18 protein-coding genes are annotated in these 21,562 nt (G+C 70.1%); 12 read left to right on the top strand and 6 right to left on the bottom strand.

Annotated elements, in window-relative coordinates; all coding sequences use genetic code 11:
• Positions 1-274: 274 nt before the first annotated feature.
• The gene (locus EFA46_RS13770) at positions 275-1,069 is read left to right on the top strand and encodes an IclR family transcriptional regulator (protein WP_123078496.1); all 795 of its coding nucleotides are present in this window, start codon (positions 275-277) and stop codon (positions 1,067-1,069) included.
• A 343-nt stretch (positions 1,070-1,412) separates the two neighbouring features.
• Here EFA46_RS13770 and EFA46_RS13765 read toward each other — a convergent pair whose 3' ends face one another.
• From EFA46_RS13765 to fba, 3 genes are read right to left on the bottom strand one after another with little or no spacing between them, the layout of a single operon-like run.
• Positions 1,413-2,441 (bottom strand): 2-hydroxyacid dehydrogenase, encoded by a 1,029-nt coding sequence (locus EFA46_RS13765; protein WP_123078494.1) that lies wholly within the window; start codon positions 2,439-2,441, stop codon positions 1,413-1,415.
• Between the two features lie 4 nt (positions 2,442-2,445).
• Positions 2,446-3,945 (bottom strand): FGGY-family carbohydrate kinase, encoded by a 1,500-nt coding sequence (locus EFA46_RS13760; protein ID WP_123078492.1) that lies wholly within the window; start codon positions 3,943-3,945, stop codon positions 2,446-2,448.
• Complete coding sequence (fba, locus tag EFA46_RS13755; protein ID WP_123078490.1) at positions 3,942-4,946, bottom strand: class II fructose-bisphosphate aldolase; 1,005 nt, start codon at positions 4,944-4,946, stop codon at positions 3,942-3,944. Before fba ends, EFA46_RS13760 begins: the two co-directional genes overlap by 4 nt.
• A gap of 376 nt (positions 4,947-5,322) precedes the next feature.
• Here fba and glpR point away from each other — a divergent pair, with 376 nt between their 5' ends.
• From glpR to EFA46_RS13725, 6 genes are all read left to right on the top strand, one after another.
• Positions 5,323-6,081: an HTH-type transcriptional regulator GlpR gene (gene glpR / locus EFA46_RS13750; protein ID WP_123078488.1), complete on the top strand. Its 759-nt coding sequence runs from the start codon at positions 5,323-5,325 to the stop codon at positions 6,079-6,081.
• A gap of 637 nt (positions 6,082-6,718) precedes the next feature.
• Positions 6,719-7,720, top strand: a complete 1,002-nt coding sequence (locus EFA46_RS13745; protein ID WP_123078486.1) for a HEAT repeat domain-containing protein — start codon at positions 6,719-6,721, stop codon at positions 7,718-7,720.
• A 57-nt stretch (positions 7,721-7,777) separates the two neighbouring features.
• Complete coding sequence (locus tag EFA46_RS13740) at positions 7,778-9,001, top strand: ABC transporter substrate-binding protein (RefSeq protein WP_123078484.1); 1,224 nt, start codon at positions 7,778-7,780, stop codon at positions 8,999-9,001.
• Between the two features lie 47 nt (positions 9,002-9,048).
• The gene (locus EFA46_RS13735) at positions 9,049-10,203 is read left to right on the top strand and encodes an ABC transporter substrate-binding protein (RefSeq protein ID WP_123079250.1); all 1,155 of its coding nucleotides are present in this window, start codon (positions 9,049-9,051) and stop codon (positions 10,201-10,203) included.
• A gap of 2 nt (positions 10,204-10,205) precedes the next feature.
• Positions 10,206-11,123, top strand: coding sequence for an FAD-dependent oxidoreductase (locus EFA46_RS13730; RefSeq protein ID WP_123078482.1), 918 nt, complete (start codon positions 10,206-10,208; stop codon positions 11,121-11,123).
• A 59-nt stretch (positions 11,124-11,182) separates the two neighbouring features.
• A complete protein-coding gene (locus tag EFA46_RS13725) occupies positions 11,183-12,286 on the top strand; it encodes an iron ABC transporter permease (protein ID WP_123079248.1) in 1,104 nt (367 codons plus the stop codon).
• Between the two features lie 75 nt (positions 12,287-12,361).
• On the opposite strand, the gene EFA46_RS13720 is transcribed toward EFA46_RS13725, so the two are convergent.
• The 3 genes from EFA46_RS13720 to EFA46_RS13710 form a co-directional block, all read right to left on the bottom strand.
• Positions 12,362-12,799 carry a universal stress protein gene (locus EFA46_RS13720; protein WP_123078480.1) on the bottom strand — a complete coding sequence of 146 codons (438 nt, stop codon included), beginning with the start codon at positions 12,797-12,799 and terminating at the stop codon, positions 12,362-12,364.
• Positions 12,800-14,059 carry a putative manganese transporter gene (locus EFA46_RS13715; RefSeq protein ID WP_123078478.1) on the bottom strand — a complete coding sequence of 420 codons (1,260 nt, stop codon included), beginning with the start codon at positions 14,057-14,059 and terminating at the stop codon, positions 12,800-12,802.
• A gap of 233 nt (positions 14,060-14,292) precedes the next feature.
• Entirely contained in the window at positions 14,293-16,665 is a 2,373-nt protein-coding gene (locus EFA46_RS13710) for a cation-translocating P-type ATPase (RefSeq protein WP_123078476.1), read from the bottom strand.
• A 124-nt stretch (positions 16,666-16,789) separates the two neighbouring features.
• Between EFA46_RS13710 and EFA46_RS13705 the strand changes: the two genes are divergently transcribed.
• The 5 genes from EFA46_RS13705 to EFA46_RS13685 all read left to right on the top strand — a co-directional run bounded on the left by EFA46_RS13705 (position 16,790) and on the right by EFA46_RS13685 (position 21,557).
• On the top strand, positions 16,790-17,068 hold the full coding sequence (locus tag EFA46_RS13705; protein WP_123079246.1) for a hypothetical protein: 279 nt from the start codon (positions 16,790-16,792) through the stop codon (positions 17,066-17,068).
• A gap of 343 nt (positions 17,069-17,411) precedes the next feature.
• A complete protein-coding gene (locus EFA46_RS13700) occupies positions 17,412-18,587 on the top strand; it encodes an ABC transporter substrate-binding protein (protein WP_123079244.1) in 1,176 nt (391 codons plus the stop codon).
• 6 nt (positions 18,588-18,593) lie between these two features.
• Positions 18,594-19,706: an iron ABC transporter permease gene (locus EFA46_RS13695; protein WP_123079242.1), complete on the top strand. Its 1,113-nt coding sequence runs from the start codon at positions 18,594-18,596 to the stop codon at positions 19,704-19,706.
• Positions 19,707-19,787: 81 nt separating this feature from the next.
• Complete coding sequence (locus tag EFA46_RS13690) at positions 19,788-20,648, top strand: metallophosphoesterase (RefSeq protein WP_123079240.1); 861 nt, start codon at positions 19,788-19,790, stop codon at positions 20,646-20,648.
• Between the two features lie 183 nt (positions 20,649-20,831).
• Positions 20,832-21,557 carry a hypothetical protein gene (locus EFA46_RS13685; RefSeq protein ID WP_148040741.1) on the top strand — a complete coding sequence of 242 codons (726 nt, stop codon included), beginning with the start codon at positions 20,832-20,834 and terminating at the stop codon, positions 21,555-21,557.
• The last annotated feature ends 5 nt before the right edge of the window (positions 21,558-21,562 follow it).

The raw sequence follows: 21,562 nt of genomic DNA, 5'->3' as shown, positions 1-21,562 counted from the left end.
AGACCCCGGCCGTGTAATCTCATAATATCCGATGCACGAATATATACTCCTTATACTGCCGCTCGTGGGCCCGACCGGGCCTCCACCGACGGGTGCTTTCGTTCGGCGATTTCGAACGGGGGCACGACCCGCTGGCGCCGCCGCGTCCAGAACGACGCTCTTTGAGGGGTGCTTGTCCGATAATAATCCATAAAACAACCCGTATGTTTTGTATTTGGTCGCGTATGGTTGAGGTAGCCGAACATTGATATGCATGCAGTTGCTCGGAGTGCGTATGAGCACGAACGACGGGAATGACGGTCCGCGGACGCTGAAGACCGTCTCTGTCGCGGCGGACGTCGTCGAGGCCGTGCGCGAGCGCGGGAGCGTCGGCGTCACGGAGCTCGCGGAGTACCTCGACCTCTCGAAGAGCACGGCCTACATCCACCTGAAGACGCTCGAGGAGAACGGCTTCCTCGTCCGGCGCGACGGAGCGTACGAGATCGCGTTCAAGTTCTTCGTGCTCGGTGAGTACGCCCGCAATCGGAGTCCGCTCTACCAGTACGGGAAACCCGAGGTGGACGAACTCGCCGAGGAGACCGGCCAGTACACGCACATCGTCACCGAGGAGAACGGCTACGGCATCAACCTCTATCAGGTGAAGGGCGAGACGAGCATCAGCGACGACTACCAGTCGGAGAAGCCCCAGCACCGCGACCACCTCCACTACACGGCCTCCGGGAAGGCCATCCTCGCCTACCTTCCCCGCGAGCGCGTCGAGGACATCGTCGCCAGTCACGGCCTCCCCGCGCACACGGAGCACACCATCACGGACCCCGACGAACTGTTCGAGGAACTCGCGGCGATCCGCGAACGTGGCTACGCGTACAACGACGGCGAGGAGATCGAGGGGTTCCGGGCAATCGGCGCCCCGATTCGCAACCCGGAGGGGGAGGTTCTCGGATCGCTGAGCGTCTCCGGCCCGGCGAGTTTCATGCGCGACGAGCGCTTCCGCGACGACCTCCCGGAACGCGTCACCCGCGCCGCGAACGTCATCGAGGTCAGCCTCAACATGAACAGTCACGCCTGACTCCGCGCGTTCGCGATAGCCGAACGGCCTCCTGCCGCTCGCGGCGCCGGTAGCCTGACGGGTATATCCATGTAAAAATAGTGCATCGCGTCACCCCCACAGCGGGCGTATTCGGCGGCATTCACGGGTGAACCCCCGATACGGCGAACGCGTCGCCCTGTGGTTCCCTCTCGCACGGCGCGAGCTTCGTTCGCCTATTTCGGACGCTCCCTGCGGAGTAGCGATTCGGGCACTCCGCGCCGTCTCCCCCACGATGTCCGTCGGTGCACACGCGGCGCTCGAACGCGACGCACGCGCGTCTCCGCGACGCCGCGACGCGGTGGTCGGACGCGAGGGCGCGCCCCTACTCGACGGTGTGTTCGGGCGTCTCGCCGTCGAGGTACGCCTCGAGCTGCGAGGCGATGATGCGCGGGCCGCCGAGGACGGCGTCGCGCGTCGAGCCGGCGACGTGCGGCGTCAGGACCACACCGTCGAGATCGAGGAGCGGGTGGCCGTCCGGAATCGGCTCCTCCTCGAAGACGTCGAGTGCGGCGCCCGCGATGTCGCCCTCGGCGACGGCGTCGACGAGCGCGTCCGTCTCGACGAGGCCGCCGCGCGCGGTGTTGACGAGGAAGCCCGCGTCGTTCATCGTCTCGAACTCCTCGCGGCCGAGCATCCCCTCGGTCTCTTCGGAGAGCCGAACGTGGAGCGTGACGGCGTCGGACTCGCCGAGCAGCCGGTCGAGGGCGGCGGGCTCCGCGCCGCGCTCGCGGATCTCCTCGTCGTCCACGTACGGGTCGTGGACGAGGAGGTCGGGGTCGAAGCCAGCGAGGCGGTCGGCGACGCCGCGGCCGATGTGCCCGAAGCCGACGATGCCGACCGTCGTCGTGCGGACGTCCGGCGGCAGCTCGTCGGGGTCGAAGACCTGATTCCACTCCCCGCCGGAGAGGTCGGCGTGGTTGAACGGAATCTCGCGGAAACGCGAGAGGAGCATCGACACCGCGTAGTCCGCGACGGCGTCGCGGTTCCGTCCGGGCGCGTGGAGGACGGTCACGCCGTGCTCGCGGCAGGCCTCGACGTCGACGTTCTCGGTGCCGCCGCGCGCCGCCGCGACCACCGAGAGGTCCGCGCCCTCGACGAGCTCGCGCGACACCGGGGCCTTGTGAACGACGAGGCCGTCCACGTCGTCGAGGTTCGCCGCAATCGCCTCCGTGTCGTAGCTGCCCGGCCCGTCGGCCTCCATGTCCATCGTGACGTTCCGGAACTCGGTGGGCGTGGCGTCGCCCATCCAGTCCATCCGCTCGAACGTCACGCCGCGCGACTCGAGGCGGCCGAGGGCTTCGTACATGTACTCGCTCGGCTGCTGTGGGTCACCACAGAGTAGTAACTTCATCGTCCTACTGTGTCTCGTCTAGGGTCTTGAGTGTTTCCCACGGCTCGGCCATCGCGTCCGCGATCTGCGAGAACGCCTCGCCGAGCGTCCGATACTGGGACTCCGTCGCCGGGTCGGGGTCGTAGCGGGCCGCCGTGCCGACCGCGCGCTCGACCGCCGCGTCGGCGTCCGGATAGACGTCGGCGGCGACGCCGCCGCAGAGCGCCGCTCCGAGCGCCCCCGTCTCGCGCTCCGAGGGCACCTGTACCGGTCGCGTCGAGATGTCCGCGACCATCTGCGCCCACGTCGCGCTCCGCGCGCCCCCGCCGGTCAGCCGGATCGCGTCGAGGTCGGACGTGATCGCGTCGAGTCCGCGCGCCTGCGTCACCGCGATGCCCTCGTAGACCGCCCGAAGCATGTGCGCGTCCGTGTGTTCGAGGCGGAGGCCGTAGAATCCGCCCGTGCTGTTCGGCGCGTCCGTCGCCCCCTCGAGGTAGGGGTGGAAGACGAGGCCGTTCGCGCCCGGCGGAACGTCCTCGATGGCCTCCTCGTAGACGACGTACGGGGAGACGCCGCGCTCTGCGGCCTCGCGGCGCCAGTCGCTCCCGCAGTTCTCGACGAACCACTCGAGGCAGGCCGCGCCGGCGCGCACGCCCTCGTAGCGCAGCCACCCGTCGAGGTAGCGACGCGGCAGGCCGGCGTCCCCGTCGGCGGGGTCGTCGAGGACGGCGACGCTCTGGCCCCACGTCCCGAGGATGACGAGGCCGTCACCGGGTTCGACGATGCCCGCGCCGAGCGTGCACGCGGCGACGTCGTGGAGTCCCGTGGCGACCGGCGTCCCCTCGGGGAGTCCGGTCCGCTCGCTCGCCGCGGCCGTCACCGTCCCGCAGGCGTCGGTGCTCGGGACGACCGGCGGTAGGGCGTCGAACGCCGCCTCGACCTCGAGCGCCGCGAAGACGCGCTCGTCGTAGTCGCCGTCCGGCCCGTAGAAGACGCTCCCCTCGGAGGGGTCGGTGACGCGCTCGCCGGTGAGCCGGTGGGTGAGGACGTCCTTCGAGAACAGCACGGTGTCGAGGCGCTCGTAGGTCTCGGGGTCGTGTTCGCGGAGCCAGACGAGGAGGCTGAACGGGTCCGCGCCGAACGGCTCCCAGCCGAGGCGCTCGGTCGCCGCCTCGCGCTGTGCGTCCGAGAGCGCGTCGAGCGCGCGGCTGTCCGTGGACTTGATGCCGCAGACCGGCTCGCCGTCGGCGTCGACGCCGTAGAGGCCGTGGCCGTGCCCGGCGACGCCGACGCCCGCGATGGCGTCCCGGCTGACCGCGTCGTCCGCGACGACCGCCGCCGTCGCCTCGCAGACGACGTCCCAGAGGCGGTCGTGGTCCTGCTCGTCGCGCCCGCGCGCCGCCTCGGCCGTCGGCGTGTCCCGGGACGCGCTCGCGAGCGCCGCGCCCGTCGGGTCGAACGCCGTCACCGTGACGTTCGTCAGCCCCGCGTCGATGCCGACGAGGACGGGCTCTGTCTCGCTCATCGCGTCCCGTGCAGGCTCTCGCCCGCGCTCCCGGTCAGCTCACAGAGGTCGGCCATCACCGACGCGATGCGGTCCCGGACCTCCTCGGAGACGACGTGCGGGTGGAACTGCGCCTTCTCGGGCGACCAGTCGCTGTCCGCGAAGAACCCGTCGCGGTCGTCGGGGACGCCCTCGGGCGGGCGGATCGCGTCCGCGTGCTCGTGGTAGAAGTCCGCTTGCGTGCGCGCGAACTCGTACTGGTAGCGCGTGTTCTTGTTGAACTTGCAGACGCCAGCATCGAGCAGCTCGCGGATGCGCTCGTCGGAGAGGCCGGAGGCGCCGTGGACGACGAGCCCGGTCTCGTGACCGGCGTCCCGGAGCGCGGCGTCGATGTCGGCGGCGAGGTCGGGGCGGACGTCGAGGTCGCGCCCGGACGCGACGCCGTGCTGGGTGCCGATGGACACCGCGAGCAGGTCGACGCCCGTCCGCTCGACGAACTCGACGGCGTCGTCGGGGTCCGTGTAGAAGGCCTCGTCGTCCGGCGTCTCCGTGCCGCCCTCGACGCCGGCGATGCGGCCGAGCTCCGCCTCGACGAGCACGTCGTCGCCGACGCGGTCGACGGCGTCCGCGACCAGTTCGACGTTGCGCTCGAAGGCCTCGTCGGAGGCGTCGACCATCACGGAGTCCGGGACGCCCGAGTCGAGCGCGGCCTCGAGGAAGCCGGCGCTCTCCGGGAGGTGGATGTGGTCGATGTTGCAGTAGACGTCGACGTCGTAGCGCGCGGCGAAGGCGTCGAGGCACGCGCCGAACACGCGCACGCCGGCGGCCGGGTCGCCGTCGCCGAAGAACGCCGCCTCCTCCTCGCCGAGTTGGACGACGAGGTCCGAGCGCGCGCTCGCGCTCCCCCGCAGGAGGCCGACGAGCACCTCGAAGTGGGTGACGTTGCTCGCGAAGAACCCGTATCGCCCGTCCCTCGCGTGCGCGTAGCACTCGCGGAGCGCCGTGGCTGAGTCGTGGGGCATACCGGATACTGGACGGCGGGGTAAATGACTCTTGTTCCTCGGGCGTCCGACACGTCGAGCGCGACGCCGCGTGATTGTTTTCGGCCGTCCGTCCGGGGAACGACGGCCGAGCGCCCACGACCCATCCGCCCGACCGCCACCGCCGGACCCGGTGTCCGAGTTTCGGACGGCCCTGCACGCGTCGGCACTCGACCGGCCGCGCTCCCGATGGCCTGTCCCGACCGCTCGTTACGAGCATAGCGCTGTAAACCCCGCACCGTGATTATTTCTGGTCGGTTTCCGTTGATATATGGTTCTTTGAGGAGGATGCACCGACCGACGGGTCGCGGCCGCCTCGGGAGCAAAGGTATATTCGCGCGGGAGTCGATGCGAACGTATGCTCCCCGAACGCCGGAAGCGGACCATCGTCGATCTGGTCAACGACCGGGACGGCTGCTCGGTCGCCGAGTTAGCCGCCGAGATCGGCGTCTCGGAGACGACCATCCGGCGCGATCTCCGCGACCTCGAGGAGCGCAGTCTCCTCGAGCGGACGCACGGCGGCGCGACGCCCGTCATCAGTCACGGCCGCCCGTACGAGACGCGACGCGTGTACAACGTCGAGGAGAAGCGCGCCATCGCCGAGCGCGCCGTCGAGGAGGTGCGCGACACGCAGGTTGCGTTCTTCGACAGCGGGTCGACGCTCATCGAGGTGGCGAAGCAGGTGCCCGAGGACCTCTCGCTGACCGCCGTCACGCGCATGCCCGCCATCGCGCACGAACTGTCCGAACGCGGCCACGAGACGCACCTCACCGGCGGGACGTATCGGCCGGACGGCCACGACTGCGTCGGCCCGTGGACGGACGAGCGCGTCCGGCAGACGAACGCGGACGTCCTCTTCTTGGGAACGGACGGCGTCGACCGCGACGGTCTGAGCGCCCGCGACATGCAGCAGTCGCAGGCCAAGCGCGCGCTCATCGAGAACGCGGCGCGCGTCGTCCTCGTCGCCGACCACTCGAAGTTCGCGGAGAGCCACGCGTTCCGCGTCGCGTCACACGACGCGATAGACCTGCTCGTCACCGACGGCGCCGTCCCCGAGGCGATTCGCGAAGCGCTCGCCGCCGCCGGCGTCGAAGTCGCCGCCGAGACGCACCGCTGAGGGACCTCACCGTCGCCCGCGACCACGGTGGCTCTCGACGCTCACTCTATCCGACCTCTATACTGCCTTTACTATCTCTTAGATAGAGGGATTCGCAGAACTGTTCGCTCCTAGGTCGCGCTCGGGTCGTGTCGACTGCGATTCCGACGCGGCGCCGAGCGTCCTCTTCCTCGTCGAGCTGCCGTCACCGCTACTACGACTACACGGCGCTCAGACGTCCGAAACAGACGACTTCGCGACTATCGAACGCATCGGACCCGGCCACGACGGTCCACGCCGACAACCTCTCTCGACAGACGCTATGTATCGACGGTAGAGCCGTCAAAACGCACGATAACGCGATGCAGATGGCCGGTGTGTTGGAGGCCGCCCCGCGTTCGAAGCGATTCGTCATCGCCCTCGAAGCGCGGCCCTCCAGTCTGGCGATGTTATAATATGCTCTATTTGGTAGATACGACTAACAGACAGCCTTCGTATGTATATTTCGAGTTCACGCTCACCCCGTCTCCCCGCCGTCGCGTGGCGCGTGATGCACACCTCCTATTCCTTCGATGGGTTCCGTCCGCGACGCCCCATTTAGGGGAACCTAAAAAGCTTAAGGCACGGGGGGCGAGAGTGTCCCGTAGACGACTACCCGATGGACGACTCAGCGTCCCCCCCGACGACCCGCGACCTCCGCGCTCACCTCGACGCGGGGGCGTTCGACGCGATCCGCAAGGCCCTCGAGCGGTATCGGCGGGGCGCGTCCGACGAGCGGCAGGCGGCGCTGCGCGCCCTCACCGCCGTCGCGGAGGACGACCCGGAGCGCCTCGGGCCGCTCGTCGACGCGCTCGAACCGTTCCTCGTCGACGACGACCGAGCGGTCCGTCTCCTGAGCGCGAAGCTCCTCGTCACCCTCGCCGACGTCGCGCCCACGGACGTGCTCGCGGTCGTCCCGGCGCTCGCCGAGCGGCTCGCCGACGAGTCCGAGTTCTACTACGTCCGAGCGCGGTCGGCCGAAGCGCTCGGCTACGTCGCCCGCGAGGCCCCCGAGGCGGTGGCGACGCCGGACGTCGTCGCGGACCTCTGCGTCGGCCTCGCGTTCGACGAGCCGGCGGTGCGCGAGAAACTGGCGACGGCCCTCGAGTGTATCGCACTCGGCGACCCGTCGCGCCTGCGCCACCAGACGGAGACGCTCGCGGCGCACCTCGACGACGACGCCGAACTCGTGCGCTACCACCTCTCGACGGCCGCAACGGTCGTCGCCTGCGTCCACCCCGAGGCGGTGTGCTCGCACCGGGACGCGCTCGTCGAGCGCCTCGGGGACGGGAGTCCGTACGTTCGCGGGCGCGCCGCCGAAGCGCTCGGTGTCCTCACGCGTGCCGACGGGGTATCGGCGCCGGCACCGCCTGCCCTCGAGACGGTACGGGACGACGAGGCGGCGTTCGCCGCGACGCGCGCCCGGTTCGCGCTCGGCGACGCGGACGCCGGGGAGGCGGTCGGGACGGTCGCGGGCGTCCGCGAGACGACGGACGACGCCGTCGCGGACATCACGGCACCCGACGCGGCGTGTCCGAACTGCGGGGTCGACCTCCCAGACCCCGGCCCGCCGACGTGCCCGAACTGTGGGGTCCCGCGCGGACCACCCGGCCCGCCATGACTTTAGGCTCGCCTAAATCCCGGAAGCGTTTTATATTTTTAGGCTAGCCTAATCCGTATGGCACGAGACGCCACCGGTCGCGACGCCCCGACGCGTCGGGACTACCTGACGTACGGCGGCGCAGTCCTCGGCGGGGGCCTCCTCGCCGGCTGCACTGGTACCGGAGCCGACGAAACGACGACGTCGAGCGACTCCACGTCGGGTGGCTCGACGTCGACCGAGGCGACCGCCGACGCCTCGTACACGGTGTCGATGGCGCCGATGGGCGAGGTGACGTTCGAGGCCGTCCCGCAGAACGTGCTGGCGGGCTCGACCAACTACCTCGACGCCATGGCCGCACTCGGTCATGGCAGCGCCGCCACGTCGACGTCTAGCCCGTCGACGACGACGCCGTCGCTCGAGTACTACTACACGACGCTCGACGTGTCCACCGACTGGCTGGACCTGGAGAAAGCGGGCGAGTACGGGAAGGAGACGCTCTACGAACTCGACAGCGACGTCCACTTCGTCGACCCCGCGTACCTCACCACGCTGGACGGCTGGAGCCAGTCCGACCTCCGCGAAGTCGAGGAGAACGTCGGACCGTTCTTCGGGAACATGTACAGCCGCAAGCACCGACAGCCCCCCGAAGCGTACCGGGACAGCTACCAGTACTACACGCTCTGGGAGATGGCGTCGAAGTACGCGGCCGTCTTCCGAGAGCGGGAGCGCTTCGAGCGACTGCACGGCCTCAAGCAGGGTCTCATGCGCGACGTCGAGGCGGAGCTTCCACCGCAGGACGAGCGCCCGACCGTCGGCATGGTCTACCCCCGGCTCTCCGAGAACGCGTTCTACGTCCACAAGCTCAATCAGCCCGGCTACTTCTTCGCGCACACGCGGCCGCTCGGCGCGAACGACGTCTTCGCCGACATCGAGACGGGCGAGTACGGCGGGAAGCTCGTCGACTACGAGGCGATGCTCGAGGCCGACCCGGACGTCATCATCATGAACCACGGGATCTCCTCCTACTACGACGTCCCCGAGGCCAAGGAGTCCATCCGCTCGCACAGCGTCGGCTCGCAGCTCACCGCCGTCGAGAACGACCGCCTCTACGCGTCCGGGAACCCGCGTCAGGGTCCGGTCATGAACCTCTTCCAGTTGGAGATGACCGCCAAGCAGTTCTACCCCGAACTGTTCGGCGAGTGGCCGGGCTTCTCCGCCGACCAGTACCCGGAGATCCCCGAGAGCGAACGGCTGTTCGACCGCCAGCGGCTCGCGGACGTCATCAACGGGGCGGTCTGACCGTGAGCGACGACACACACGCGAGTGGCCTGACGCGTCGGAACTACCTGACGTCCGGCGGCGCGCTCGTCGGCGGCGGTCTGCTCGCCGGCTGTACGGGTAGCGGCGACGGCGCGACGAGCACGACGAGTACGACGGCGGACGGAACGACGACGACCGCCGACGCCTCGTACACGGTGTCGATGGCGCCGATGGGCGACGTCACCTTCGCGGCCGTCCCGGAGACGATATTCACGCGGCTCACCCACCTCGCGGGCATGGCGTTCGCGCTCGGACGCGGAAACGACGTGAACGCGCTGCACGCGCCCGACTACTACGACGCGCTCTGGAATCAGTTCACGCCCCGCCTCCCCGGCGTCGAACTCGACTGGACCGGCCGCTACTCCTCGTGGACCACCTCGAAGGAGAAGCTCTACGAACTCGACAGCGACGTCCACCTCGCCGACCCCGCGAGCGTCGTCGCGCTCGACGACTGGAACGTCGAGGACGTCGCGGAGATCAGCGAGAACGTCGGGCCGTGGTTCGGGAACACGTTCAGCGACAGCCACTCCGAGCCACCGGCGGCCTACGCCGACGCGTACGAGTACTACACGCTCTGGGAGCAGTTCGAGAGGGTCGCGCAGGTCTTCGCGGACGAGGAGAAGTACGACGCGCTCGCCGCGATTCACGACGACGTGCTCGAACGCATCGCGTCGGGCCTCCCGGCAGAGGCGGAGCGCCCGAGCGTCGTCATGGGCGGGTTCAGCGACCCCGCCGCGCCCTACGTCTACAACGTCGATACGCCCGGCTTCCTCAGCGCGCACGTCCGCCCGTTCGAGCCGGTGGACGCGTTCGGCGACGACGTGACGTCCGGCTCGCGCATCGACTCCGAGACGCTCCTTGAGGCCGACCCGGACGTCATCCTCGTCTTCGGCGGGATGCACCCGAGCTACGACATGGCCGAGATCCGGGCGTCGCTCGAGGACGACCCGGTCGCGAGCGAAGTGACGGCGGTGCAGGACGGCCGCGTCTACGCGCAGGGCGCGCGCTATCAGGGCCCGATACTCAACCTCTTCCAGCTCGAGATGACCGCCAAACAGCTCTACCCCGACGCCTTCGGCGAGTGGCCGGCGTACACCGAGGGCGCGTACCCCGAGATTCCCGAGAACGAACGGTTCTTCGACCGCGAGCGCGTCGCGGACGTCATCAACGGGGAGCGCTGACGATGCCGACCGTAGACGAGGCCGACGACGGGGGCGGGTTCGACCGCGACGTCGTCGTGGTCGGCGGCGGCCCCGCCGGCTGTTCGGCCGCCGTCTTCACCGCACGCTACGGCCTCGACACCGTCGTCTTCGACCGTGGGAACGCCTCCCTCCGGCGCTGTGCGTACCTCGAGAACTACCTCGGCTTCCCCGCCGGCATCGATATCGAGACGTTCTACGGCCTGCTGCACGAGCACGTCGCGGAGGCGGGCGCCGACCTCGTCGCCGACCTCGTGGAGACCGTGACGCGCGACGGCGACGGCTTCGCCGTCGAGACGCAGGACGGCCGGGCGCTGACGGCGCGCCGCGTCGTCGCGGCGACCCGCTACGACGGCGACTACCTCCGCGCGCTCGGCGACGCGGACGCGATGTTCGAGTCGCACGAGCACGACGGGGAGACCCACGAGCACTTCGACCGCGACTACCCGGACGCGGACGGCCGGACGCCCATCGACGGCGTCTACGTCGCGTCGCCGACGAGCACGGCGGACGCGCAGGCCATCATGGCCGCCGGGCAGGGCGCGCGCACCGCGCGCACGCTCCTCGCGGACGTTCGGCGCGAACGGGGCTTCCCGGACGCCGTCGCCGACCACTACGACTGGGTGCGCCGCGAGGCGGACCTGAGCGGCGAGTGGACGGAGCGCGACACGTGGCGCGAGTGGTTCGCGGAGCGCACTCCCGACGACGTCGACGTCGAGGAGGACGGTCTCGTCGAACTCCGCGAGCGGGAGATCGACCGCCGACTCGACGCGTATCGCGACGACGAGGCGCTCGCGGCGGCCGCCGAGCGCGGCCAGCGGCGCCTCCTCGCGCACGTCGACGACGACGCCGTCCTCGCTCGGGCGCGCGAGATCGAGGCCGAACGCGACGGGGGAAGCTGACCGTGTCGGACGTCCCGGCCAGCGCCGCGTCGTCGCGTCGAGAGCGCGTTCGCACGGCCGTGAGCGACTACAGCGCGCTCGTCGCGCTCTGCGCGGTGAGCACCGCCATCGTCGTCCTCGGCGGCCTCGTGCAGGTGAGCTTCGGGACGTACTCGATGAGCATCGTGCAGGCGTGGCAGGCGGTGGTCAACCCGAACGTGGTGTTGAACGTTGAGGCGTGGCGCGCGTTCGTCCTCGGCGCGCAGGTGCCGGAGATGAACCAGCGGAGCCTCATCGTCTGGAACATCCGCCTGCCGCGCGTCTTCGTCGCGATGCTCGTCGGGATGAACCTCGCGGCGTCCGGCGCGATCTTCCAGGCGGTGACGCGCAACGAGCTCGCGAGCCCGTTCATCCTCGGCGTCTCCTCGGGCGCGGGGCTGACGATTCTGCTCGTGCTCGTCGCCTTCTCGGGCGCGACGCTCGTCGTCCCCTACGTCTTCGGGACGCTCGTGCTCGGCGTCTCCTCGCTCCTGCCGGTGTTCGCGTCGCTCGGCGGGATCACGGCGTTCCTCGTCGTCTACCTCATCGCGTGGAAGAACGGCACGTCGCCCGTTCGGCTGGTGCTCGCCGGCGTCATCGTCGGCACCGTCTTCAGCTCGCTCCAGACGGGCCTGTTCTTCTTCGCGGACGACATCGGCGTCGTGCAGTCCGCGATCTCGTGGACGACCGGGTCGCTCACGGGGACGGACTGGGAACAGGTACGGATGATCCTGCCGTGGTCGGTCGTCTCGCTCTTCCTCGCGGTGGTGAGCGCGCGGCAGTTGAACGTCCTCCTGCTCGGCGAGGAGACGGCGAAGTCGCTCGGGATGAACGTCGAGAAGATCCGCTTCGCGCTCTCCGGGGTCGCGGTGCTCGCGGCGGCGGCGAGCATCGCGGCGGCGGGCATCGTCGGCTTCGTCGGCCTCATCGTCCCGCACATGGTACGGAACGTCGTCGGCAGCGACTACAAGAAACTCGTCGTCGGCTGCGTCTTCGCGGGCCCGGCGCTGATGGTGGTCGCGGACGTCGGCGCGCGCCTCGCACTCAGTCCCGTCCAGATTCCGGTCGGCATCGTCACGGGCCTCGTCGGCGGCCCCTACTTCCTCTACTTGATGCGCCGCCAGCAGAACCTCGGCTCGGTCTGAGGTCGTGGGGCACGCCCGGTGCTCACCGACCACCGTGACGCGTGCGACACGTCGAGCGCCGAGTCCTGCCTCCCCTCAGTCGTCGGCGTGTACCGTCGTGACGGGAACCGGCGAGCCCCGGACGACACGCTCGGCGACGCTCCCGAGGAGGCGTCGTGAGACGCCCGCACGGCCGTGCGTCCCCATGACGATGCAGTCGGCGCCGACGTCCTCGGCGTACGCGAGGACCGCTTCGTCGACCGACCCCTCGCGGAGCGCGGTCGTGAACGGGACGTCGTAGTCGGCCGCGAGGGCGTTGAGGTCCGCGAGCGCGTCTCGGCCGGCGGCCTCGCCGACGTCGCGCAGCGTCTCCTTCACGTCGGCCTTCGAGACGGTGAGCCAACTCGTCTCCGTCTCGACGACGTAGAGCGCGTCGACGCGCGCGCCGTGTACGGCCGCGAGTTCGAGGGCGTGGCGCGCCGCCGCCGTCGCGTGTTCGCCGCCGTCCGTCGGGACGAGGATGCGGTCGTACATCTATATCACCCCGAAGCCGAACTGCGCGTACGGCCAGAGGTAGTGGAGGGCGACGCCGACGACGAGCGCGGGGATGGTCGTGTAGATGGTGGCGACGATGGCGGCCTTCGCGTCGATGGCCAGCAGGGGGAAGAGCGCGTCGCCGTCCTGGCTGATGGCGTTCGCGGCGAGCGCGGAGAACGGGAGGCCGCCCTCGGCGTAGATTTCGGCGAAGACGATCTGGGGCGCACAGCCCGGTATCAGCCCGAGGAGCGCGCCGCCGACGGGTGCGAGGACGCCGACGGAAGCGGCGATGGCGGCGATTTCGATGCCGAAGACGGCGATGCTGTACTCGTAGATGAGGTAGGCGGCGATGACCCAGACGGTCACCATGCTCGTCTCCATCGCGGCGTGCTGGAAGGTTCCGTACGCGCTCGTGAAGTCGTCGCGGATGCGGCCGGCCGCGCCCTCGCCGATGTAGTGTCGGCCGACGAAGTGGAGGTAGAACGACGCGAGCGTACCGGTGAGGCCGGCGACGGTGAAGACGCCGGCGAACGTCGGGCCGACGGTGAGCGGGACGTCCGGCGCGCCGCGCACGAGGTAGGCGACGCCGGCGGCGAGACCGGCGACGGCGACGACCCACCAGAGGACGTGGACGCCGTGCGTGAGCGTCGCCATCCGTGTGTCGGCGGAGCCAGCGTCTCCGTGCTCGGCGTGCGCTTCCCCCTCGAAGTCAGGGACGCTCGGGCCGCCGGCCGCCACACTCCTAGTCCGGAAGCCGCCGTCGGTGACGGGGCGACTGATGCGGCGCACGGCGTCGTCGACGCGCCCGATGCCGAGCCCCCAGAGGTCGATTGCGTAGCCGAAGAGCACGGCGGCGACGAACGCGAGGCCGTACGCGTAGAGCGCGGCTTCGGGGGCGAGCGCGAGGATGACGAACGCGGAGTCGCCGGCGGTCGCGGCGAGCGCGGCGACGACGGTGCCGAAGCTCACGGTGCCCCGGATGTAGAGCGGCATCGCGATGATGGCGCCGCCACAGCCGGGGGTGAGGCCGAGGAGCGCGCCGGCGAGCGGCTGCATACGCTCGTTGTTCTCGAGATAGGTGACGATGCGGCCGCCGGTGCGGTACTGGACGTAACTGAAGACGAGGACGGTGACCGCGACGAACGCGCTCACCTGCACGAAGCCGTCGCGCACGGAGAAGACGAGGATGTCGAGGGCGTCCCCGACGCCGATGCCGAGCGCGGCGGGGAGCGCGCCGAGTGTGTTGCTCGCGGTCATTCGCTGCCTCGGCGGGCGAGTGCGGTACCGGGGCGTGTCCGCGAGCGCGCAGTGCCGGCAGCCGACCGCAGTGGAGAGGTGTGACGCATACGACTGTCTACCGTCCCCGAGACCGGCTAACTATAAAGTTTCTTCTACCCAATCTCAAAATTAGACTTATCTAAATACGGTGGCGGTGACGACCCTCGTCGGTCGAAGGCCGGTTCACACCGGCGACCCGGCCCCGAATCGCGCTACTCGCCGCCGAATGCGTCGTCGTCGCGGACGCTATCCGGTCGTATCCGCGAGAGTCGCATCGCGTTCCCCGTCACGCCGAGGCTCATCCCCATGTCGCCGACGACGACCGCCATCGCGACGTTCACGAGGCCGAGCGGGACGCCGAGCGCGAGCAGCGCCTTCACGCCGAGGCTCGCCCAGATGTTCTGGCGGATCACGCCGTTCGCCTCCTTCGAGAGCGCGTAGAGGTAGGGGAGCCTGTCGATGTCGTCGCCCATGAGCGCGATGTCCGCCGTCTCCAGCGCGGTGTCGGTGCCGGCGGCACCCATCGCGATTCCGACGTCCGCGCTCGCCAGCGCGGGCGCGTCGTTGATGCCGTCGCCGACCATCGCGACGTCGCCGTCAGACTCGCGGAGGTCCGCCACGGCCTCGACCTTCTCCTCCGGCAGGAGTGCGGCCCGATAGGCGTCCACGCCGACGCGCTCCGCAATCGCGCGCGCCGTCCCCTCGTTGTCGCCGGTGAGCATCACGACGCGCGAAACGCCGCGTTCGCGGAGGCGCGCGACCGCCTGCGCCGCGCCCGGGCGCACCTCGTCCGCGACCGCGACGACGCCGAGCACGTCGGTCCCCGTCCCGACGAGGACGACCGTCTTCCCCTCGGCCTCGAAGCGCTCGACGGTCTCGCGCACGCTCTCCGCACGCCCGTCACGCTCGGCGTCGTCGAGCGCCCCGCCGTCCGGCCGGCCGCGCGCGTCGAGGTCGACCCCGCGCTCCGCGAAGAGTCCGGGCTTCCCGACGTAGTACGTCTCGCCGTCGACGGTCGCGCGGACGCCCCGACCGGTGATGCTCTCGAACGCCTCGACCGCCGGATAGTCGACGCCCGCCTCGCCGGCACGCGCCAGAACAGCCGTCGCAATCGGGTGCTCGCTCCGTTGTTCGAGCGCCGCCGCGTACCGCAGGACGTCCCCCTCGCGCGCGTCGCCGACGGCGACGACGTCCGTGACCGCGAGCTCGCCCTTCGTGAGCGTCCCCGTCTTGTCGAGGGCGACGACGTCGACGTCCCCCATCGCTTCGAGGTGGACGCCGCCCTTGATGAGCACGCCGTTCCGCGCGGCGCTCGTGATTCCGGAGACGACGGAGACGGGCGTCGAGATGACGAACGCGCACGGGCACGCGATGACGAGGAGGGTGAGCCCGCGAACGAACCACGTCCGCCAGTCGCCCGCGACCGTGTGCGTGACGCCCGCGACGTCCACGGTCACGCTTCCCGCGACGAGGAGCGGCGGGAGAACGGCGGTCAGTATCGCGAGCGCGACGACGGCGGGCGTGTAGTAGCCGGCGAAGCGGTCGACGAACTGCTCCGTCTCCGTCCGCTGCTCTTGGGCGCCCTGCACGAGGTCGATGATGCGGGCGAGCGTCGACTCGGCGGCGGGCGCGCTCACCTCGAACTCGAGGTAGCCCTCCTCGGTTATCGACCCCGCGTACACGTCGTCGCCGACGCCCTTGTCGACGGGGACGCTCTCGCCCGTGATCGGCGACTCGTCGACGGCGCTCTCGCCCTCGACGACGGTGCCGTCGAGCGGGATCTTCTCGCCCGGCCGGACGCGCACCGTCTCGCCGACCGCGACCGCCGCCGCGGGCACCGTCACCTCCTCGCCCTCGCGCACGACCGTCGCCTCGTCCGGCGAGAGCGCCATCAGCTCGCGCAGCGAGTCGCGCGCCCGGTCCATCGCGTACTCCTCGAGCAACTCGGCGACGCTGAAGAGGACGGCGAGCGTCGCCGCCTCGACGAAGTAGCCGATGCCCGTCGCGGCGAGTATCGCCGTCCCCATCAGGAGGTCGATGTCGAGCGAGCGGGCCCGCGCGGAGTAGTAGCCGTTTCGGACGACCGGCGCGCCGCTCACCGCGATTGCGCCGAGGAAGAGGCAGTCGGCGACGCGGAGCGGGTAGTCGAGCACGCTCGCGACGGGGGCGTTCTGCCCGGTGAGCAGGAACTCGAAGAGGAGGCCGAGGGCGACGAGCGCCGCGCCGACCCACGTCTTCTTCGCGCGCGTGCTCGTCCAGACCTCGGACGGCGGCGCGACCCGCGTCCCCTCGCGCTCCGCGCCGTCGGCGTCGTCGGCGTCGCGACCGACGACCTCGTAGCCGGCCCCCTCGATGGCGTCGACGACGTCGGCCTCGCTCGCCCGCTCCGGGTCGTAGGTGACCGTCGCCGTCCCCGTTGTCGGCCGGAGCGCCGTCTCGACGACGCCCTCGACGCGACCCAGCCCCTTCTCGACCTTCTGCGCGCACGACGGGCAGTCCATCTCCGGAACGGTGAGGGTGACCGTCAGCGTCCGGCGTCGCTCGCCCCCGCTCGACGCCCCCGTCGCGTCCGATGTCTCGGTCATTACCGCATCTGAGGGGCGTCACGTCGATAAGCCTTGGTCGGCGCCGCGACCAGCGCGAGGTGGCGTCGGTGGGAACGTTCACGTGCCCGCCGGCCGTAGGCCACACCACGAGTCACGAAACCCAATGGTTCCGTTCTCCGATCCGTCCGACCCGCGACCGCCGCTCCCCGAGTGGGTCCAGCAGGCCTACGCGTCCCTCGTCGACGCCGCCGACGGCCCGCACGGCGAACTCACGTACGAGGAGGCCTACGCGGTTCTCGACGACGCGGACGCGGTCTCCGCCGAGCACAGCGACAGCGAGTACGCGGTCGAGCGCCTCCTGAAGCGCGGCTACCTCTACGAGGCGAACGGGACGCTCCGGATTACCGAGCCGGTGGAGTCGACCGACGCCGACGACGAGTGAGCCGCCGGTTTCGCGCGCTGCCGATTTCGTGCGCTGAACGGGGACGCCCGCCCAGGTATAGCTGTGAGATATAGCTATACTGTGTATCTATAGCGCTTCCTGGGTCGGACCTCTCGAGGTAGTTATACGTAACTGGGCGCGCTGTCCGTCCCTCGACGTCGACACGCGGGCGTCGTGTGGCCGAAATCGGACCGCTCCGAAACCGAACACGTCTCGCTCGCTTCCCCTCGGAGTACTGTGGTTCTCGGATACCGTCCCCCGGAGTTATTAACGGTCGAACACACATTTTTAGGCACGCCTAAAGTTCGAAGGTGTTATGTGTTTTTAGGCGAGCCTAACACTCATGGCACGCAGACGCCAGGTACTCGCAGGCAGCGCCGGACTCATCGCAACCGCCCTCGCCGGCTGTAGCAGCAGCGGTGGCGACGAGACGAACGCGGTCACCACGTCGAGCGCCGACTCGACCACGTCGACGACCGAGAGCGGGCCGACGCCCTACACGGTCGACATCGAGCCGAACGACCCCTACACGTTCGAGGACGTCCCCGAGACGTACGGCGTCGTCTCCGGCCCGCTGCTCGACGTCGGGATGTCCCTCGGTATCCACCCGAGCGCGACGACCGGCCTCGAACGCGCCCCGCTGAAGTTCTACGACCTCCTCGGCCTCGAGTTCGACGAGAGCCGAATCACGAAACTCGCCAGCGGCGCCGAGTCCGGCTACGACAAGGAGAACTTCTACGCCGCGAACGCCGACGTCTGGCTCATCCCCAAGAGCACGCTCGCGCGCTTCACCAGCTGGGACGAGTCGGACTACGCGGAGATCGAGTCACAGACCGGCCCCTTCCTCGGGACGCCCCTCCGGTTCGCGCCGACCGCCGCCGTCTCCTCCAGCCCGAACCCCTACACGCTCTACGAGGCCTTCGAGAAGTACGCGACGGTCTTCCAGCGCCAACAGCAGTTCCGGGCGTGGCAGTCGATGCACGACGACCTCATGCGCACCATCGAGGACGGGCTCCCGCCGGAGGACGACCGCCCGACCGTCGCCGCCATCTGGCGCGGCGTCAGCCCCGACTCCGGGCGGTTCCGCATCGCGCCCCTCCACCGCCTCGCGAACAACACGAAGTCCTACTACCGCCTCGGCATGACGGACGCCTTCGAGGGCCAGTATCCGGACGGCCCCATCGGCTACGAGGAACTCCTCGACGTCGACCCCGACTACATCGGTGCCGTCGGCGCGCTCACCTCCTCCACGCACGAGGAGTTCGTCAGCAACGTCATCGAACCCTTCGAGAACAACGAGAACGGACAGGACCTCAGCGCCGTCCAGAACGGCAACGTCATCCGGAGCGCCGGCCAGTACATGGGCCCGATAGTCGACATGTTCTCGACGGAAGCCGTCGCGAAGCAGGTCTACCCCGACACCTTCGGCGAGTGGCCCGGCCCCGTCGGCGAGCTCTCCGAGGACGAGCAGCTCTTCGACCGCCAGCGCCTCCTCGACATCGTCAACCGGGACGTCTAACCCCCGATGAGCAAGGTTTCCGACACCCTCTCGCAGCGGCGCTCGGAGTGGGGCGAGTGGTACGAGAACTCGAAGCTCGCCGGCGTCGCGCTCGGGAGCCTCGCCATCCTCCTCGGCGCGACCCTGTTACAGGTGAGCTTCGGCGCCTACCCGCTCACCCTCGCTGAGGCGTGGCACACCGTCTTCGACGCCGACGTCCTCCTCAGCCTCACCGCGTGGCGCGCGTTCCTCCTCGGCGGCGGCATCCCCGAGTGGTTCACGCGCCAACAGCTCATCGTCTGGAACATCCGCCTGCCGCGCATCCTCGTCGGGATTCTCGTGGGCGCGAACCTCGCGGTGTCCGGCGCCATCTTCCAAGTCGTCACCCGGAACGAACTCGCGAGCCCGTACGTGCTCGGCATCAGCGACGGCGCCGGCCTCGTCGTCCTCGTCACGCTGACGTTCATGTCGAGCTACCTGCCGTTGCTGCCGATGCTCGCCGCCATCGGCGGCACCATCGCGTTCCTCGTCGTCTACCTCATCGCGTGGAAGAACGGCACGTCGCCCGTCCGACTCGTCCTCGCGGGCGTCGTCGTCGGGACCGTGTTCGGCTCCGTCCAGCGCGCGCTGTTCTTCTTCATCGACGACCTCAGCGTCGTCATGTCCGCCCAAGCGTGGCTCTCCGGGTCGCTCCTCGGGACGGACTGGGGGCAGGTGCGCATCGCGCTCCCGTTCACCGTCCTCTCGATGGCGCTCGCGCTCGCCGTCACCCGCGAACTCGACGTCCTCCTCCTCGGCGAGGAGACCGCCTCCTCGCTCGGGATGCCCGTCGAGAAGATTCGCTTCGCCGTCGCGGGCATCGCCATCCTCTCGACGGCCGCCGCCATCGCCGTCGCCGGCCTCGTCGGGTTCGTCGGCCTCATCGTCCCGCACATGGTGCGCAACATCGTCGGCAGCGACTCCAAGCGCCTCTTGGTGGGCTGTCTCTTCCTCGGGCCGGCGCTCCTCGTCGGCGCCGACGTCGGCGCGCGCCTCGCGCTCAGCCCCATCCAACTCCCCGTCGGCATCATCACCGGCCTCGTCGGCGGCCCCTACTTCCTCTACCTCATGCGGAAGAAGGAGGACCTGGGGTCCGTCTGACGGGGGGACTCCCTCTCGGACGCGACGCCGACCGCACGTCCCGGAGAAAGACCTACCCCGGCCGAGACGCAACCCCGGACCATGTCCACGCCGCCAGCGACGGTCGACGCGTTCGACGGCGCCCCGACGGTCGTCCACGTCAGCGACGTCCACGGCTACCTCGCGGACGCGCGGAGCGCGCTGCGCGCAGTCGGCGAGACCGACGCGTTCGACCCGGTCGTGACGGCCGACGACGACGGGACGCTCCACTGGGCGGACAACGACCACGTCCTCGTCGTCAACGGCGACCTGATCGACCGCGGGCCGGCGAACGAGGAGTGCCTCGCCCTCGTCCGGCGCCTCCAGCGCGAGGCCCCACCGGGACGCGTCCGCTACCACATCGGCAACCACGAACTCGCGGTCCTCCTCCCGGCGCTCGTCGGGTGGCGCCGCGAGTACTCGGTCTCCCTCTCCCCAGAGGAGCGCCGCGCGTTCCTCGAACGCGTCGCCGACGGCGCCGTCACCGCCGCGTTCGACGGATACGACTACACGTACAGTCACGCCGGGCGCAACGACCCCTTCGACGTCGGCGACGTGAATGACGCCCTGCGCGACGCCGCGAGCGAACTCCTCGCGCGCGACGGCGGCGACGAACGCGTCCAGCGCCGCCTCGCGTCCCACCATGCGGCCATCCTCGGCATCGGCGACAGCCACGGCGGGCGCGGGCCGGACGCCGGCCTCTGCTGGATGGACTTCGCGCACCTTGAGGCGTCCGCGCCGCCGCAGGTCGTCGGCCACACGAAGCACGCCCGCGCCACCCGAAACGGGAACGTCGTCTGCGGGAACGTCATCCGACTGAATCACGGGTCGCCCGGCGGCGAGGGCGTCCTCGTCGAGACCCGAGACGACCTCACCGCCGTCCGCCGAACGCCGAGCGGCGACGTCGCGACGACGACCGTCTGACTCGGAGCGTGAACCGCGGAGCGTTCGAGCGCCCGGCGCGCGGGCACGAGAGCGCACCCCATCGCTTTATCCGCACAGAAGTCGAATCGCCCGCCCGGTGACGGGGTACGTACACCGCGCTGGGACGCCGATGGGGCACCGACTCCGACCGAACGCGACGGACCGTGCGGTCGACGCACGTCGATGAGTGAGTCGCCGCCTTGGGAGCCCGCGGTGGTCGTCGTCGGCCTCGGAGCCGCGGGCACCGCGTCGGTCGAACGGATCGACACCGACACCGCGGCGACGCTCCGGACCGTCGACGACCCGCCGGAGACGCCCGCGAGCCTCCGGGACGCCGTCGTGGACGCCGCGTTCGTCTTCCTCACGGGGGACGCCGCCGAGGCCGGCGTGGTCGGGTGCGCGCACGACCTCGCGCGTTCCACCGGCGCGTGCTCCGTGTTCGTCGCGGAGGGGCTCTCGGACGTCCCGTCAGAACTCACCGCGGCGCTGAACCTCGTCGTCCCCATCGAGCGGGACGCGGTGTCGCCCCTCGTCGTGAGCTCGCTGCTCGCGGACCTTTTCGAGGCGATGATGACGCCGACCGTGCGCGCGCTCGGACACGGCGACGTTCGCGTCGTCGCCGGTGACGGCCGCGTTGGCCGACTCGCCATCCGACCGCCGGACGACGACGACCCGACGTGGGTATCGCCGCGCGTCGGCGGTGAGCGCGAGGCCGCCCTCGTGTTCGTGTGCGCCGAGCGCGAACGCTCGCCGGCGACCGTCGAACGCGCGGCGGGCGTCGCGGACGGCGTCGGCCTCGGCGCGCTCCTGTGGGACCAGCGCATCCACGAGCGCTACGCCGACGCGTCACACGTGAAGCGACTCGTCACCGTCGACCCCGAGGCGTCACCGGGCGCGCCACGGGACTGAGCGCG

Origin of the sequence: Halarchaeum sp. CBA1220, from assembly GCF_003721175.2 — an archaeon.
Taxonomy (GTDB): domain Archaea; phylum Halobacteriota; class Halobacteria; order Halobacteriales; family Halobacteriaceae; genus Halarchaeum; species Halarchaeum grantii.
Note: the sequence above shows the minus strand (reverse complement) of the source record. Positions and strands in the feature narration are given on the sequence as shown.

Coding starts and splice junctions, on each gene's coding strand:
- EFA46_RS13690 (WP_123079240.1), top strand. CDS start 19,788: ATGTCCACGCCGCCAGCGACGGTCGACGCGTTCGACGGCGCCCCGACG.
- EFA46_RS13700 (WP_123079244.1), top strand. CDS start 17,412: ATGGCACGCAGACGCCAGGTACTCGCAGGCAGCGCCGGACTCATCGCA.
- EFA46_RS13685 (WP_148040741.1), top strand. CDS start 20,832: ATGAGTGAGTCGCCGCCTTGGGAGCCCGCGGTGGTCGTCGTCGGCCTC.
- EFA46_RS13705 (WP_123079246.1), top strand. CDS start 16,790: ATGGTTCCGTTCTCCGATCCGTCCGACCCGCGACCGCCGCTCCCCGAG.
- EFA46_RS13760 (WP_123078492.1), bottom strand. CDS start 3,945: ATGAGCGAGACAGAGCCCGTCCTCGTCGGCATCGACGCGGGGCTGACG.
- EFA46_RS13715 (WP_123078478.1), bottom strand. CDS start 14,059: ATGACCGCGAGCAACACACTCGGCGCGCTCCCCGCCGCGCTCGGCATC.
- EFA46_RS13730 (WP_123078482.1), top strand. CDS start 10,206: ATGCCGACCGTAGACGAGGCCGACGACGGGGGCGGGTTCGACCGCGAC.
- EFA46_RS13710 (WP_123078476.1), bottom strand. CDS start 16,665: ATGACCGAGACATCGGACGCGACGGGGGCGTCGAGCGGGGGCGAGCGA.
- EFA46_RS13745 (WP_123078486.1), top strand. CDS start 6,719: ATGGACGACTCAGCGTCCCCCCCGACGACCCGCGACCTCCGCGCTCAC.
- EFA46_RS13740 (WP_123078484.1), top strand. CDS start 7,778: ATGGCACGAGACGCCACCGGTCGCGACGCCCCGACGCGTCGGGACTAC.
- fba (WP_123078490.1), bottom strand. CDS start 4,946: ATGCCCCACGACTCAGCCACGGCGCTCCGCGAGTGCTACGCGCACGCG.
- EFA46_RS13765 (WP_123078494.1), bottom strand. CDS start 2,441: ATGAAGTTACTACTCTGTGGTGACCCACAGCAGCCGAGCGAGTACATG.
- EFA46_RS13695 (WP_123079242.1), top strand. CDS start 18,594: ATGAGCAAGGTTTCCGACACCCTCTCGCAGCGGCGCTCGGAGTGGGGC.
- EFA46_RS13770 (WP_123078496.1), top strand. CDS start 275: ATGAGCACGAACGACGGGAATGACGGTCCGCGGACGCTGAAGACCGTC.
- glpR (WP_123078488.1), top strand. CDS start 5,323: ATGCTCCCCGAACGCCGGAAGCGGACCATCGTCGATCTGGTCAACGAC.
- EFA46_RS13720 (WP_123078480.1), bottom strand. CDS start 12,799: ATGTACGACCGCATCCTCGTCCCGACGGACGGCGGCGAACACGCGACG.